Below are 12,914 nucleotides of genomic sequence, written 5' to 3'. Positions count from 1 at the left end.
CGTGATGCCTGAGCTTAGCCACGGAACCGGCATGAGGAGAAGTGCAATTTCTGCCAAAACCGAAGCGCAGACGTACGGCGTGGCATTTTTTGCCAGGCATTCCTGCCGGGGACATTTAAATGCCCGATTAGCGGTTGCCATCGTCAGGAGGCTCGGCAACACTCTCGTCCCGATCAAGCAAGGAGCCCGCCGTGAGCCCTGTCGATATTTTCCGTATGTTGTCGCTGGCTGCCATCTGGGGTGCGAGTTTTCTGTTCATGCGCATTATTGCGCCAGTGATCGGCACCATTCCGACGGCGTTTTTTCGGGTATCGATCGCTGCCGTCGGTCTGCTGGTGATCCTCGGACTGATGCGCATCAGCTGGGATTTCAAGGGCAAGCTGAAAACCCTGATGCTGCTCGGCGTGATCAACTCGGGGATACCGGCGACGCTGTATTCGGTCGCGGCTCAAGTGCTGCCGGCCGGTTACTCGGCGATCTTCAACGCCACCACGCCATTGATGGGTGTGTTGATCGGAGGGTTGTTCTTCAGCGAGAAACTCACCTCGGCCAAACTGGCGGGTGTGTTCCTTGGATTGTTCGGTGTGGGCGTGCTGACGCGCGCCGGTCCCGTGGCCTTCGATATGCAATTGCTGCTGGGCGCCCTCGCCTGCCTGCTCGCGACCACTTGTTACGGTTTTGCCGGATTCCTTGCACGTCGCTGGCTGGATCAGGCCGGCGGGTTGGACAGTCGTCTGTCAGCCGTGGGTAGCATGCTCGGCGCGACACTGTTCCTGCTGCCGCTGTTCGGTTACAGCGTGGTAACTCAACCGCCGGCGAGCTGGGGCGGCTGGAATGTGTGGCTGTCGCTGCTCGGTTTGGGCTTGGGCTGCACAGCGTTCGCCTACATTATTTACTTCCGCCTGCTCAGCTCCATTGGCCCGGTCAAATCGATGACCGTGACCTTCATGATTCCGCCGTTCGGGGTGTTGTGGGGGGCGCTGTTGCTGGATGAGCCGTTGTCGATGGCTCACGTCTACGGCGGGGTGTTGATTGCGTTGGCGTTGTGGCTGGTGTTGAAGCCGACGGTGGTGAAAAAACTGTAGGTGCCATCGCTGGCTGCGAACTTTTGACTTTAAAGATCAGGATCAAAAGATCGCAGCCTGCGGCAGCGCCTACAGGGGTCGCGTCATTGGGTTTTGCGGAACACGAAAGCCAATCCGACAATGATCAACAGCATCCCCAGCACGCTCAATGCCGCCAGGCGATTATCGAAAATCAGGTAGTCCATCACCGCCGTCACTGCTGGCACCAGATAGAACAGACTGGTGACATTCACCAGATTCCCCCTGGCGATCAGGCGATACAGCAGTAGCGTCGCCAGTACCGACACCACCAGTCCCATCCACAACACCGGCACGATGAAACCCGCGCTGTGTTCGAAATGAAACGGCTGGAACGGTACAAAGATCCCGCACAACAACAGCCCGGCCAGGTACTGCACCGGCAGCGTGCCGAGGGGATTTTCGGTGATGCGCTTCTGCATGATCGACCCCAGCGTCATGCTCCCCAACGCCAGCAGACCAAACAGCATCCCCGCCCACGACATGCCGGCCAGACCGATGCCCTGGTAAACCACCATGATCAGGCCCGCCAAGCCAAGCGCCAGCCCGAACAGCCGGCTCGCCGAGCGCTGCCGCTCCATTAATACCACCGTCAGAATCGGCTGCACGCCCATGATGGTCGCCATTACACCCGGGGTGATTTGGGTGTTAAGGGCCAGCAGATAGAAAATCTGATAAGCCCCCAACAACACCACGCCCGTGGCGATCGCAAACAGCATCGACCTGCCGCCCTTGGGCAGTTTCAGTTTCAGCAATGGAATCAGCAGCACCAACCCGCACAGGGCGATGGCAAAGCGAATGAACAGGAAGGCAAAGGGTGACGCGTGGGCCAGCCCCCATTTGGAGAAGATCGCCCCGCTGCTCCACAGCAGAACGAACAGGCACGTGGACAGCGCCGCAAGCGCGGACTTTTTCGAAAGGACAAACATGAATACCACCTGTAGTCAGGCAAATAGCCAAATCAGCCGAAGCTGAAATTCAGTAGGTTTTTGCAGGCGGGCGCAGGGGTCAGCAACAAATGCCGATCAGCCCGAAACACCAACGCCCGGCGGTGGCGGCGCAACTGCGCGCACCGGCGTGCTACTGACAGGTGGAGGGTAATGACTGATCTGCTTTGGCTCCTGATTCCCGCACGGCACGACGCCAGCGTTGACCGCTGAATCGACTACCGCGTTGATGAGGGATGCAGGCATTTGGGCTGATCTTCTTGGGATAGAGGTATGAGTCGTATGGCTCACGAGGGCTGACTATAACCAGCGCAGGACATGGATTGCAATGATTTGGCCAAAGCGCCAGCAGCGACAGACGGGGGTCAGGAGAATCGGCTTTCGAGGCCGGCTAAGCCCATCGACGCAAGCCATCGTTCAGCGCAGGAGGCAAAATGAGCAAATCGACGAAGAAGCCTTCACGCGGAAAAATCGCTACCAAAGGCAGAAAGCCCGGGGAAGGTGAAGTAGCACTGACCACCAGCCCTCCAACTACTTGTAACAGGCACTGAAACCGAAGAACCAACCTTACTCGCCGCTGGCCGCCTGTAAATTTTTCACAGGCATAAAAAACCGCTCACAAGGAGCGGTTTTTTTATTTCTGTAGTCCAGCCTCAACCAAACAACCAGTACCCCAACAACGTCAGCACAACCACCGCCAGCACCGGACGCATCACCCGGTAAGCCTTAGGATTACGGCGTTTCCACTGTTTGACCACGCCGCTGAACCGGTCACTGAAGTTCTTGCTCCAGGCATAGGCCTGGTTGATCCCGCCGACGCGTTCATCGTCAAGGTTCTGCGGTGCGGTGGCGCGGCCGAGCCAGCCGCTTATGAAGCGGTTGATGCGGGTCATCAGGCGGTTGCTCAGTGGACGTTCGACGTCGCAGAACAGGATGACGCGGGTCTTGTCGGTTTCGTTCTTGACCCAGTGCACATAGGTCTCATCGAACATCACGTCTTCACCGTCGCGCCACGCGTAGACCTGGCCGTCGACGAAGATCCGGCAATCATCGGAATTGGGCGTCGACAAGCCCAAGTGATAACGCAAGGAGCCAGCAAACGGATCGCGGTGCGGATTGAGGTGACTGCCGCCGGGCAGCAACGCAAACATCGCACCTTTGACGTTGGGAATGCCACTGACCAACGCCACGGTTTTCGGGCACAGGGTCTCGGCCGATGGCAGCGGTTTGTCGTACCACTTGAGGTAGAAACGCTTCCAGCCCTTCTTGAAAAACGAGCCAAACCCGGCATCGTTGTTCTTTTCGGCCGCGCGGATATACCCCTCATCGAACAGGTGCATGGCTTCGTCGCGGATGGTTTCCCAGTTGTCGCGCAGTACATCCAGTTCCGGAAACTTGCTGCGATCCAGATACGGCTTGGAGGGTACGCCGGAGAACAGGTACATCAAGGCGTTGTAAGGCGCGAACAGTGCCGAGTGGTTGACGAACTGGCGCAGCACCGGCAGGCGCGCCTTACCGCGCAGATGCACATAGAGGATGCTGCCGACAAACAGCAGCAGCACCGACACCTTGGCGGCTAACGAATAGGTCATCAACGACTCCTTGAATAAAAACAACGCTGCACAATGCCCTTTACCCGGCATGGCAGCCGGCCATGATAAACACTACCGGCCTGAGGCAAAACCCGTTCAACCTAAAATTCAGTGTTAAGGATTGCGTAACAAAGCATTTATTAACATAAGGGTCCTGAACCTTGGCTGATCCAAATCACCCTTGCGCGATCAAGGTCACAAACAGGATCAAAAGATCGCCCGTCACCGGGCGATCTTTTACTTGCCTGGTTACTGCTGATTCTCCTGTTCGGTGAACAGATCGCTGAACAGCATGCTCGACAGATAACGCTCACCCGAGTCCGGCAGGATCACAACGATCGTCTTGCCCTGCATTTCCGGCGTCTCCGCCAAGCGAACCGCCACGGCCATCGCTGCGCCGCAAGAGATGCCGCACAAGATGCCTTCTTCCTGCATCAAACGCAGCGCCATGGCCTTCGACTCTTCGTCGGTCACCAACTCGACGCGGTCAACCATCGACAAATCCAGGTTCTTCGGCACAAAACCGGCACCAATGCCCTGAATCTTGTGCGGGCTCGGCTTGATCTCTTCACCGGCCAGCGCCTGGGTAATCACCGGCGAGGCCACAGGTTCCACCGCCACCGAAGTGATCGGTTTGCCCTGGGTATTCTTGATATACCGCGAAACGCCGGTAATGGTTCCGCCGGTACCTACGCCAGCCACCAGCACGTCAACGGCGCCATCGGTGTCGTTCCAGATTTCCGGGCCGGTGGTTTTTTCATGGATGGCCGGGTTGGCCGGATTATCGAACTGCGCCGGCATGAAGTATTTGTCGGCATCGCTGGCAACAATCTCCGACGCCTTTTCGATCGCGCCTTTCATGCCTTTGGCCGGTTCGGTCAACACCAGTTCGGCGCCCAGCGCCTTCAGAACCTTGCGCCGCTCGATACTCATTGACGCCGGCATGGTCAGCATCAACTTGTAACCACGGGCGGCAGCCACGAAGGCCAGGCCAATGCCGGTGTTGCCCGACGTCGGTTCGACGATGGTCATGCCCGGCTTGAGTTTGCCGCTGCTTTCGGCGTCCCAGATCATGTTGGCGCCGATCCGGCACTTGACCGAATAACCGGGGTTGCGCCCCTCGATCTTGGCCAGGATGGTCACACCGCGTGGCGCGATGCGGTTGATCTGCACCAACGGCGTATTGCCAATGGAATGGGCATTGTCAGCAAAGATACGGCTCATGGCTGGGTCCTTATGCAGCATTGAATTTAGCGCTCCAAGGTATGCCTGTTGCCCATCACAGTCCAGTCGGGTCGAACGTCTGTCGACGTCCGCAGTCAATCGCTTTATATCGTTCGGGAATCGTCACCATGAAGCGTCGTTACAGCTGGCCGTTATGGGCCTTCGCCACCGTCATTGTGTTACTGGTCGCCTTGCACATCGCCCTGCCCTACCTGGTGCGCGACTATCTGAATGACAAACTGGCGGACATGGGTGATTACCGTGGCCAGGTGACCGATGTTGACCTGGCGCTGTGGCGCGGCGCTTACAAAATCAACGGCCTGAAAATCGTCAAAGTCGACGGCAAGGTACCCGTGCCGTTCGTCAATGCGCCCGTGATTGATCTGGCGGTGAGCTGGCACTCGTTGTGGTACGACCATGCGGTGGTGGGCGAAGTGCAATTCTTCGATCCCGAGATCAACTTTGTCGACGGCGGCGCCAACAAGCAGAACTCCCAGACCGGTCAAGGTACTGACTGGCGCGAGCAACTGGGCAAACTCCTGCCGATTACCCTTAACGAAGTGCGCATCAGCGACGGGAAAATCACGTTCCGCAACTTCAACTCCAAACCGCCCGTGAACATGAATGCAACCAACGTCGATGCCAGCATCTACAACCTGACCAACGTGGTCGACACCGAAGGCAAACGAGATGCGCGTTTCGAGGGCAAAGCCTTGTTGCTCGGCCATGCTCCTCTGGAAACCACGGCGACCTTCGATCCGCTGAGCAACTTCGAAGACTTCGAGTTTCGACTTCGCGCAAAAGACATCGAGCTCAAGCGCATGAATGATTTCGCTTCCGCCTATGGCAAGTTCGATTTCAACGCCGGCCATGGCGACGTGGTGATTGAAGCAAAAGCCGAAAAAGCCAAAGTCACCGGTTACATCAAACCTCTGCTGCGCGACGTCGATGTGTTCGACTGGCAACAAGACGTCGAGAACAAGAACAAAGGTCTGTTTCGCTCGGTCTGGGAAGCACTGGTCGGCGGTACGGAAACCGTGTTGAAGAACCAGGTCAAAAACCAGTTCGCCACTCGCGTAGAACTGAGTGGCAATGTTCATCAGCAAAATATCAACGCGTTCGAAGCGTTTTTGCAGATTTTGCGCAACGGATTTGTCCAGGCGTTCAATGCGCGCTATGAGCGGCCGAAGCCGGATGAGGGTTAGGGCTTACTGTTGACGATATATCGGCCGGATTTCTCCGCCGCAAGCGTTGACCCTCGCTGCAATGAATCCCAACCGAGACAGGCAAGCGCCAGAGCGCGTGGCACAGCTTCCCGTCCATTGCTGTAGCGACTGATGCTGCGGGCGCTGACACCCAGCGCCTCGGCAGCCTGATTCAACGATAATCCGGTACGCGCACGCCAGCTGATGAAAATTCGAGTGTTATCGTCAGCAGCATTTTGCGCCAGGGCGTCCAGATACAACGTATCTGCGCCGATCTGGATATCCGGCTCCAGCCACTCAACGCACCAACCGTCATCGGCCAGCATGGCGGTCGAAAACACTTCTAAAACAAGCAAGGGCTGCAGGCCCGGAAAAGTATGCAAATCATTGCTCAGATCAAGCATCAGTTGTTGACCATCTATAAAGGTCAGCGCCAAGTGGTAAGCGGGCAGTGCCTGCACCACTGACAATCGAGGCCGCTTCATGGGTAACATCGTTTCCAGTCCTCCAGCAATTGCACCTGATGGATCAAGACCCACGCTTGTGCTTCTTTGATGATCAGCGGCGGCGCCTTGCCCATCATGACCTCGACGGTTTCCAGGCTAAGCATCACATCCACTCCGCCACCGGTCAGGTGGACATGGGGCGGAGGGTGATCCTTCTCGCGCAGCTGAATTCTGTATTTATCGCGAAATCTGTATTTGGTAGACATGCCGCCAAGCCTATCGCCAAATCGGCGATACCCGAATACTGGCCTTCGGCCGAGACTGAGTCAACATGTGACGCCCCATTCAGAGACTGAATAAGCCGTCTGCGTTCACAGTCGACCGGGCTGCGCGTTATAGTCGGGCATCCGATTATTTCGCCCCCGCCCTGCCCGTTCAGGTCGGCGTTACCGTTCGAGGATTAGCAGATGAAGTTCGAAGGCACCCAGGCCTACGTTGCCACCGATGACCTGAAGCTGGCAGTCAACGCCGCCATCACCCTGGAGCGGCCGCTGTTGGTCAAGGGCGAGCCCGGTACCGGCAAGACCATGCTCGCCGAGCAACTGGCCGAATCGTTCAACGCCAAGTTGATCACCTGGCACATCAAGTCCACCACCAAGGCCCACCAGGGTCTGTACGAGTACGATGCGGTCAGCCGTCTGCGCGACTCGCAGCTGGGCACGGAAAAAGTCCACGATGTGCGCAACTACTTGAAGAAAGGCAAGCTTTGGGAAGCCTTCGAATCCGAAGAGCGGGTGATTCTGCTGATCGACGAAATCGACAAGGCCGACATCGAGTTCCCGAACGACCTGCTGCAAGAACTAGACAAGATGGAGTTCTACGTTTACGAGATCGACGAGACGATCAAGGCCAAGAAGCGCCCGATCATCATCATTACCTCCAACAACGAGAAAGAGTTGCCGGACGCCTTCCTGCGTCGCTGCTTCTTCCACTACATCGCCTTTCCCGACCGCACCACCCTGCAGAAAATCGTCGATGTGCATTACCCGGACATCAAGAAGGACCTGGTCAGCGAAGCGCTGGACGTGTTCTTCGACGTGCGCAAGGTGCCGGGCCTGAAGAAGAAGCCATCGACTTCGGAACTGGTCGACTGGCTGAAGCTGCTGATGGCCGACAACATCGGCGAAGCAGTGCTGCGTGAACGCGATCCGACCAAAGCCATCCCGCCGCTGGCAGGCGCGCTGGTCAAGAACGAACAGGACGTGCAACTGCTTGAGCGCCTGGCGTTCATGAGCCGTCGCGGCACCCGCTAAGAGGCTGATGCCATGTTGCTCAACCTGTTCAACGAAATGCGTGCAGCCAAAGTGCCGGTATCGGTGCGCGAGCTGCTCGACCTGATCAACGCGCTGAAACAGCGCGTCACGTTCGCCGACATGGACGAGTTTTACTACTTGTCGCGGGCGATTCTGGTGAAGGACGAACGGCATTTCGACAAGTTCGACCGTGCGTTCGGCGCTTACTTCAATGGCCTGGAAAAGCTCGACGATCACCTGCAGGCGCTGATTCCCGAAGACTGGCTGCGCAAGGAGTTCGAGCGTTCGCTGAGCGACGAGGAACGTGCGCAAATCCAGTCCCTGGGTGGCCTGGACAAGTTGATCGAAGAATTCAAAAAGCGCCTGGAAGAACAGAAGGAACGTCACGCCGGCGGCAATAAATGGATCGGCACTGGCGGCACCAGTCCGTTCGGCTCCGGCGGGTTCAACCCGGAAGGCATTCGGGTCGGCGATGCCGGCAAGCGCCAAGGCAAAGCGGTGAAAGTCTGGGATCAACGCGAATACAAAAACCTCGACGACTCGGTGGAGCTGGGCACGCGCAACATCAAGGTTGCCCTGCGTCGCCTGCGTAAATTCGCCCGCCAGGGCGCCGCGGAAGAGTTGGATATCGACGGCACCATCGACCACACAGCCAAGGATGCCGGTCTGCTGAACATCCAGATGCGTCCGGAACGCCGCAACACGGTAAAGCTGTTGCTGCTGTTCGACATCGGCGGCTCGATGGATGCGCATGTGAAGATCTGCGAGGAACTGTTCTCGGCCTGCAAGACCGAGTTCAAGCATCTGGAGTATTTCTACTTCCACAACTTCGTGTACGAGTCGGTGTGGAAAAACAACATGCGCCGTACTTCCGAGCGCACTTCAACCCAAGACCTGCTGCACAAGTACGGAGCCGACTACAAAGTGATCTTCATCGGTGACGCCGCCATGGCGCCTTATGAAATCACGCAGGCCGGCGGCAGCGTCGAGCACTGGAACGAAGAGCCCGGATATGTGTGGATGCAGCGGTTTATGGCGAAGTACAAGAAGCTCATCTGGATCAACCCGTATCCGAAAGATACGTGGGGGTATACCTCGTCGACCAATATCGTCAGGGATCTGATCGAGGACCAGATGTATCCGCTGACCCTTCGCGGTCTGGAAGAAGGGATGCGGTTTCTTTCCAAATAATCTGTGTTGTCAGTGGTGGCCCCTTCGCGAGCAGGCTCGCTCCCACAGTGATTAGAGGTGCACATAAAGTTTGTGTACTACCCAGAACACTGTGGGAGCGAGCCTGCTCGCGAAGCTTTTAGCTATCCAGAAAGCGCTGCAAATACTCGACATGTTCGCGGTGCGCAACTTCCTGCACCACCGGCCTCAACCGCACCTGCGCCCCAGGCAGGCGCTGCGCCAATCTCGCCACCGCCAACGGCGTCAACGCCCCCAGGCGCGGATAGCCACCAATGGTCTGCCGATCATTGAGCAACACAATCGGCTGCCCGTCCGGCGGCACCTGCACCGCGCCTAGCGGAATGCCCTCGGAAATCATCGGCAACCCTTGATATTGCAACGCCTTGCCTAACAGGCGAATACCCATGCGATCGGCGCGACTGTCGAGCGTCCAGGCGCTATTGAACACGTCAAACAGACTCTGCCCGCTGAACTGACCGATTTGCGCACCGAGCACCAGATCCAGCGGCTCATTCGAGCGCAGGTCCGGTTGCTGCTGATGCGTTACTTCGCGCAGTTGAGCGGCTTCGCCGTGATAGCTCAGCGTCGAGCCCTTGGCCAAGGGCAAGCCCATGCCATCAAGCCCGCCAAGCTCTTCGCGCACCACCGTTGCACTGCTGCCCAATACCTTTGGCGCGTCGAAGCCACCGGGCGCCGCCAGATAAGCCCGGGCGCCGAGCAATGGCTGGGTAAACTGCAATGTCTGCCCTTTGCTCAATTTGAAACTGCGCCATGGCGCCAACGCCTGGCCGTCGATCAGCGCACCAAGATCAGCCCCGGCCAGCGCCAGCATGCAGTCCTCTTCGGCCACCACCGCAAACCCGCCCAAGGTGATTTCGATGACCGGCACATCCAGTCCATTACCCAGCAACCAGTTGGCCCAACCCATCGAACACCAATCCGCCGCGCCGCCCTGAGTCACGCCCAGATGTCGCACACCAAAGCGCCCGGCGTCCTGCAACAGGCACAGCGGTGTGCTGGTTTCAATCATCAGTCGGCTCATGTCAGCGCCTCCAGCGGCGTGTCATCACCGCCCAGGTTGATGAACTCGGCATGACTGACCGCTTCGAACCGCACCGTGTCACCGGGCTGCATCAGGCTGTAGCCGTCACGATTGCGATCAAATAGCTTCGTCGGGGTGCGACCGATCAGGTTCCAGCCACCGGGCGATACGACGGGATAAGCGGCAGTTTGCCGCTCGGCAATACCGACGCTGCCAGCGGCAACTTTCTTGCGCGGGGTATTCAGACGCGGCGCTGCCAGAACTTCTTCGACCAGCCCCATGAAAGCAAAACCCGGCGCAAAACCGAGGGCGAACACCTGATATTCCCTGGCACTGTGGCGACGAATCACCTCCTCCACGGCCAGACCGCTGCGCTCGGCGAGCAAGCTCAGCTCGGGGCCGACACTCAGGTCGTACCAGACCGGCAACACGTGGCACTGGCCGACGGTTCGCGCATCTGGCGACAGATTGATCAATGCCTCAGCGATCAATTCTCGCGCCTGCTTCGGACTCAATGACGTCAAATCGTAATGCACCATCAATGTGGTGTAGGACGGCACCAGGTCAATCAGCTGCGCGCCGAACACCTCACGCAACCGCACGCTGGCCGCGAGCATCCACGGCATGTTGGCTTCGGCGATTTCATCGAACAGGCGCAGCATCAGGCAATCCAGCGCCACCACTTCAATCCGTGGATTCATGGCGCGCTCTGCTGATTCAGAGCCTCACGGATGCGCTGCACGGCAGCCACCGAACTGGCGTTGTCGCCGTGCACGCACAGGGTGTTGACCTGCAAATGCAATGCACTGCCATCGCTGGCAGTGAGCGCGTCACCACGAGCGATGATCAAGGCTTGCTCGATGATTTTTTGCGGGTCGTGATGCACAGCGCCCGGCTGATGCCGCGAGACCAGTCGGCCGGCGCTGTCGTAGGCGCGGTCGGCGAAGGCTTCGAACCACAGGGTCACGCCGTACTCGTCACCGAGCTGCTGCGCCGCCGCATTGTCGCGGGTTGCCATGAGCATTAGCGGCAACGCGCGGTCGTAGACGGCAACGGCCTGAATCACTGCGCGCAACTGCGCAGGGTTGGCCATCATGTCGTTGTACATCGCGCCATGGGGTTTGACGTAACTGACCCGCGCGCCCTGGGCTCGGCAGATGCCGTCGAGGGCGCCAATCTGGTAATGCAGGATGTCTTGCAACTCTTGCGCGGAATAGGCCATGGAGCGGCGACCGAATCCGACCAGATCCTGATACGCAGGGTGCGCGCCAATCTGCACGCCGTGGCTGAGCGCACGGCTGACTGTTTTACGCATGATGCTCGGATCGCCGGCATGGAAACCGCAGGCCACGTTGGCGCAATCGATGAAGGGCATCACCTCGTCATCCAGACCCATGGTCCAGCTGCCGAAGCTCTCGCCAATGTCGCAGTTCAATAACAGGCGGCTCACGGTAAACACTCCTGTAGCGTCTTGTCTTTCTATCCGTAGGACAAAGCCCGTTGGGCAATGCCCCGCAGGTTATCAGTTACTGCGCATCCAGTTGCTTGCCGCGAGTCTCCGGCAGGCTCAACGCCGCGAGAATCACCACGCCGTACGACACCGCGGCAAAGGCACCAATGCCCACGCTCAATGGCACTTTCTGGCTGAGCAGACCGATAAACAGCGGAAACAGCGCCGCCAGTGCCCGGCCGATGTTGTAGCAGAAACCTTGGCCTGAACCACGAATTCGCGTGGGGAACAGCTCAGTGAGAAACGCGCCCATGCCGCTGAAAATCCCCGAAGCAAAGAACCCCAGAGGAAAGCCCAGCCACAGCATCACACCGTTGCTCACTGGCAATTGCGTGTACAGCAGAACGATGGTGAACGAACCGACGGCGAAGAGAATGAAGTTCTTCTTGCGACCCAACAGGTCGGTCAGATAGGCGCTGATCACATAGCCGACATACGAGCCGACGATGACCATTGCCAGATAACCGCCCGTGCCGAGCACACTCAAGCCACGCTCGTTTTTCAGGAAGGTCGGCAGCCAGGAGGTGATCGCGTAGTAGCCGCCCAGCGCACCGGTGGTCAGCAACGACGCACGGATTGTGGTGAAGAGCATGCCGGGAGCGAATATCTCGTAGAACTTCGCCTGATTTTCCGGAGTTTGCGCAGCCTTGGCCTCGCGATAAATCTCCGGGTCTTTGACCAGGCGCCGCACGAAAATCACGAAAATCGCCGGGACAATGCCGAGGATGAACAGCGCCCGCCAGGCGTCTTCCGGTGGCAATACCGAAAACAGCAGCGCATACAGTATCGCGGTCAGGCCCCAGCCCAGCGCCCAACCGGATTGCACCATGCCGACGGCTTTGCCGCGATCTTTGGCGCGGATCACCTCGCCGATCAGCACTGCGCCTGCGGTCCATTCACCGCCGAAACCGAAGCCCATCAGGGTGCGAGCGATCAGCAGTTGTTCGTAGTTTTGCGCGAAGCCGCACAGGAAGGTGAAGAAGGCAAACCACAGCACGGTCAATTGCAGCGTACGCACGCGACCGATGCGGTCGGAGAGAATGCCGGCGACCCAACCACCAATGGCCGAGGCGATCAAGGTGCTGGTGTGAATCAGTCCCGCTTCGCCGGTCGTGATGCCCCACATCGCGATCAGGGTCGGTACGACGAAACTGAGCATCTGTGTGTCCATGCCGTCCAGACCGTAGCCGATCTTGCAGCTCCAGAACGTGCGGCGCTCCTGTTGGTTGATGTTGCGATACCAGTCGAACGGCCCCGGACGCGCCGATGGCTTGGGTAGATCGATAGTGTCGGGAGCACTCATGGCAAATCTCCGCAGGTTTTTTATTGGTCTTGTTCGCA

General features: G+C 58.3%; 14 protein-coding genes. 4 read left to right on the top strand and 10 right to left on the bottom strand.

Going from position 1 to position 12,914, the window contains the following annotated elements; all coding sequences use genetic code 11:
• Nucleotides 1–191: 191 nt before the first annotated feature.
• The gene (locus H8B20_RS01690) at nucleotides 192–1,085 is read left to right on the top strand and encodes a DMT family transporter (protein WP_210622185.1); all 894 of its coding nucleotides are present in this window, start codon (nucleotides 192–194) and stop codon (nucleotides 1,083–1,085) included.
• Between the two features lie 83 nt (nucleotides 1,086–1,168).
• On the opposite strand, the gene H8B20_RS01685 is transcribed toward H8B20_RS01690, so the two are convergent.
• From H8B20_RS01685 to cysK, 4 genes are all read right to left on the bottom strand, one after another.
• The gene (locus H8B20_RS01685; protein ID WP_210622184.1) at nucleotides 1,169–2,032 is read right to left on the bottom strand and encodes a DMT family transporter; all 864 of its coding nucleotides are present in this window, start codon (nucleotides 2,030–2,032) and stop codon (nucleotides 1,169–1,171) included.
• A 96-nt stretch (nucleotides 2,033–2,128) separates the two neighbouring features.
• Complete coding sequence (locus H8B20_RS01680) at nucleotides 2,129–2,296, bottom strand: hypothetical protein (protein ID WP_210622183.1); 168 nt, start codon at nucleotides 2,294–2,296, stop codon at nucleotides 2,129–2,131.
• Nucleotides 2,297–2,703: 407 nt separating this feature from the next.
• On the bottom strand, nucleotides 2,704–3,642 hold the full coding sequence (locus H8B20_RS01675) for an aspartyl/asparaginyl beta-hydroxylase domain-containing protein (RefSeq protein ID WP_210622182.1): 939 nt from the start codon (nucleotides 3,640–3,642) through the stop codon (nucleotides 2,704–2,706).
• Nucleotides 3,643–3,891: 249 nt separating this feature from the next.
• Nucleotides 3,892–4,866 (bottom strand): cysteine synthase A, encoded by a 975-nt coding sequence (cysK, locus tag H8B20_RS01670; protein WP_042558111.1) that lies wholly within the window; start codon nucleotides 4,864–4,866, stop codon nucleotides 3,892–3,894.
• A 128-nt stretch (nucleotides 4,867–4,994) separates the two neighbouring features.
• Here cysK and H8B20_RS01665 point away from each other — a divergent pair, with 128 nt between their 5' ends.
• On the top strand, nucleotides 4,995–6,071 hold the full coding sequence (locus tag H8B20_RS01665; RefSeq protein ID WP_210622181.1) for a DUF748 domain-containing protein: 1,077 nt from the start codon (nucleotides 4,995–4,997) through the stop codon (nucleotides 6,069–6,071).
• Here H8B20_RS01665 and H8B20_RS01660 read toward each other — a convergent pair.
• Together H8B20_RS01660 and H8B20_RS01655 are read right to left on the bottom strand one after the other, a co-directional pair.
• A complete protein-coding gene (locus H8B20_RS01660; RefSeq protein ID WP_210622513.1) occupies nucleotides 6,068–6,565 on the bottom strand; it encodes a helix-turn-helix domain-containing protein in 498 nt (165 codons plus the stop codon). The genes H8B20_RS01665 and H8B20_RS01660 overlap by 4 nt on opposite strands.
• Entirely contained in the window at nucleotides 6,553–6,783 is a 231-nt protein-coding gene (locus H8B20_RS01655) for a DUF4160 domain-containing protein (RefSeq protein ID WP_210622180.1), read from the bottom strand. Before H8B20_RS01655 ends, H8B20_RS01660 begins: the two co-directional genes overlap by 13 nt.
• Nucleotides 6,784–6,984: 201 nt before the next feature.
• Between H8B20_RS01655 and H8B20_RS01650 the strand changes: the two genes are divergently transcribed.
• Both H8B20_RS01650 and H8B20_RS01645 read left to right on the top strand, forming a co-directional pair.
• On the top strand, nucleotides 6,985–7,830 hold the full coding sequence (locus H8B20_RS01650) for an AAA family ATPase (protein ID WP_042558109.1): 846 nt from the start codon (nucleotides 6,985–6,987) through the stop codon (nucleotides 7,828–7,830).
• Nucleotides 7,831–7,842: 12 nt separating this feature from the next.
• Nucleotides 7,843–9,021, top strand: coding sequence for a vWA domain-containing protein (locus H8B20_RS01645; RefSeq protein ID WP_042558108.1), 1,179 nt, complete (start codon nucleotides 7,843–7,845; stop codon nucleotides 9,019–9,021).
• Between the two features lie 118 nt (nucleotides 9,022–9,139).
• Here H8B20_RS01645 and H8B20_RS01640 read toward each other — a convergent pair whose 3' ends face one another.
• The 4 genes from H8B20_RS01640 to H8B20_RS01625 all read right to left on the bottom strand — a co-directional run bounded on the left by H8B20_RS01640 (nucleotide 9,140) and on the right by H8B20_RS01625 (nucleotide 12,876).
• Nucleotides 9,140–10,063 (bottom strand): 5-oxoprolinase subunit C family protein, encoded by a 924-nt coding sequence (locus H8B20_RS01640; protein ID WP_210622179.1) that lies wholly within the window; start codon nucleotides 10,061–10,063, stop codon nucleotides 9,140–9,142.
• Nucleotides 10,060–10,764, bottom strand: a complete 705-nt coding sequence (pxpB, locus tag H8B20_RS01635) for a 5-oxoprolinase subunit PxpB (RefSeq protein WP_210622178.1) — start codon at nucleotides 10,762–10,764, stop codon at nucleotides 10,060–10,062. Before pxpB ends, H8B20_RS01640 begins: the two co-directional genes overlap by 4 nt.
• The gene (locus H8B20_RS01630) at nucleotides 10,761–11,513 is read right to left on the bottom strand and encodes a 5-oxoprolinase subunit PxpA (protein ID WP_210622177.1); all 753 of its coding nucleotides are present in this window, start codon (nucleotides 11,511–11,513) and stop codon (nucleotides 10,761–10,763) included. Before H8B20_RS01630 ends, pxpB begins: the two co-directional genes overlap by 4 nt.
• 76 nt (nucleotides 11,514–11,589) lie before the next feature.
• Nucleotides 11,590–12,876, bottom strand: coding sequence for an MFS transporter (locus H8B20_RS01625; RefSeq protein WP_042558104.1), 1,287 nt, complete (start codon nucleotides 12,874–12,876; stop codon nucleotides 11,590–11,592).
• Between the last annotated feature and the right edge of the window lie 38 nt (nucleotides 12,877–12,914).

The organism is Pseudomonas sp. P42 (assembly GCF_017973755.1).
GTDB lineage: Bacteria > Pseudomonadota > Gammaproteobacteria > Pseudomonadales > Pseudomonadaceae > Aquipseudomonas > Aquipseudomonas iridis.
Note: the sequence above shows the minus strand (reverse complement) of the source record. Positions and strands in the feature narration are given on the sequence as shown.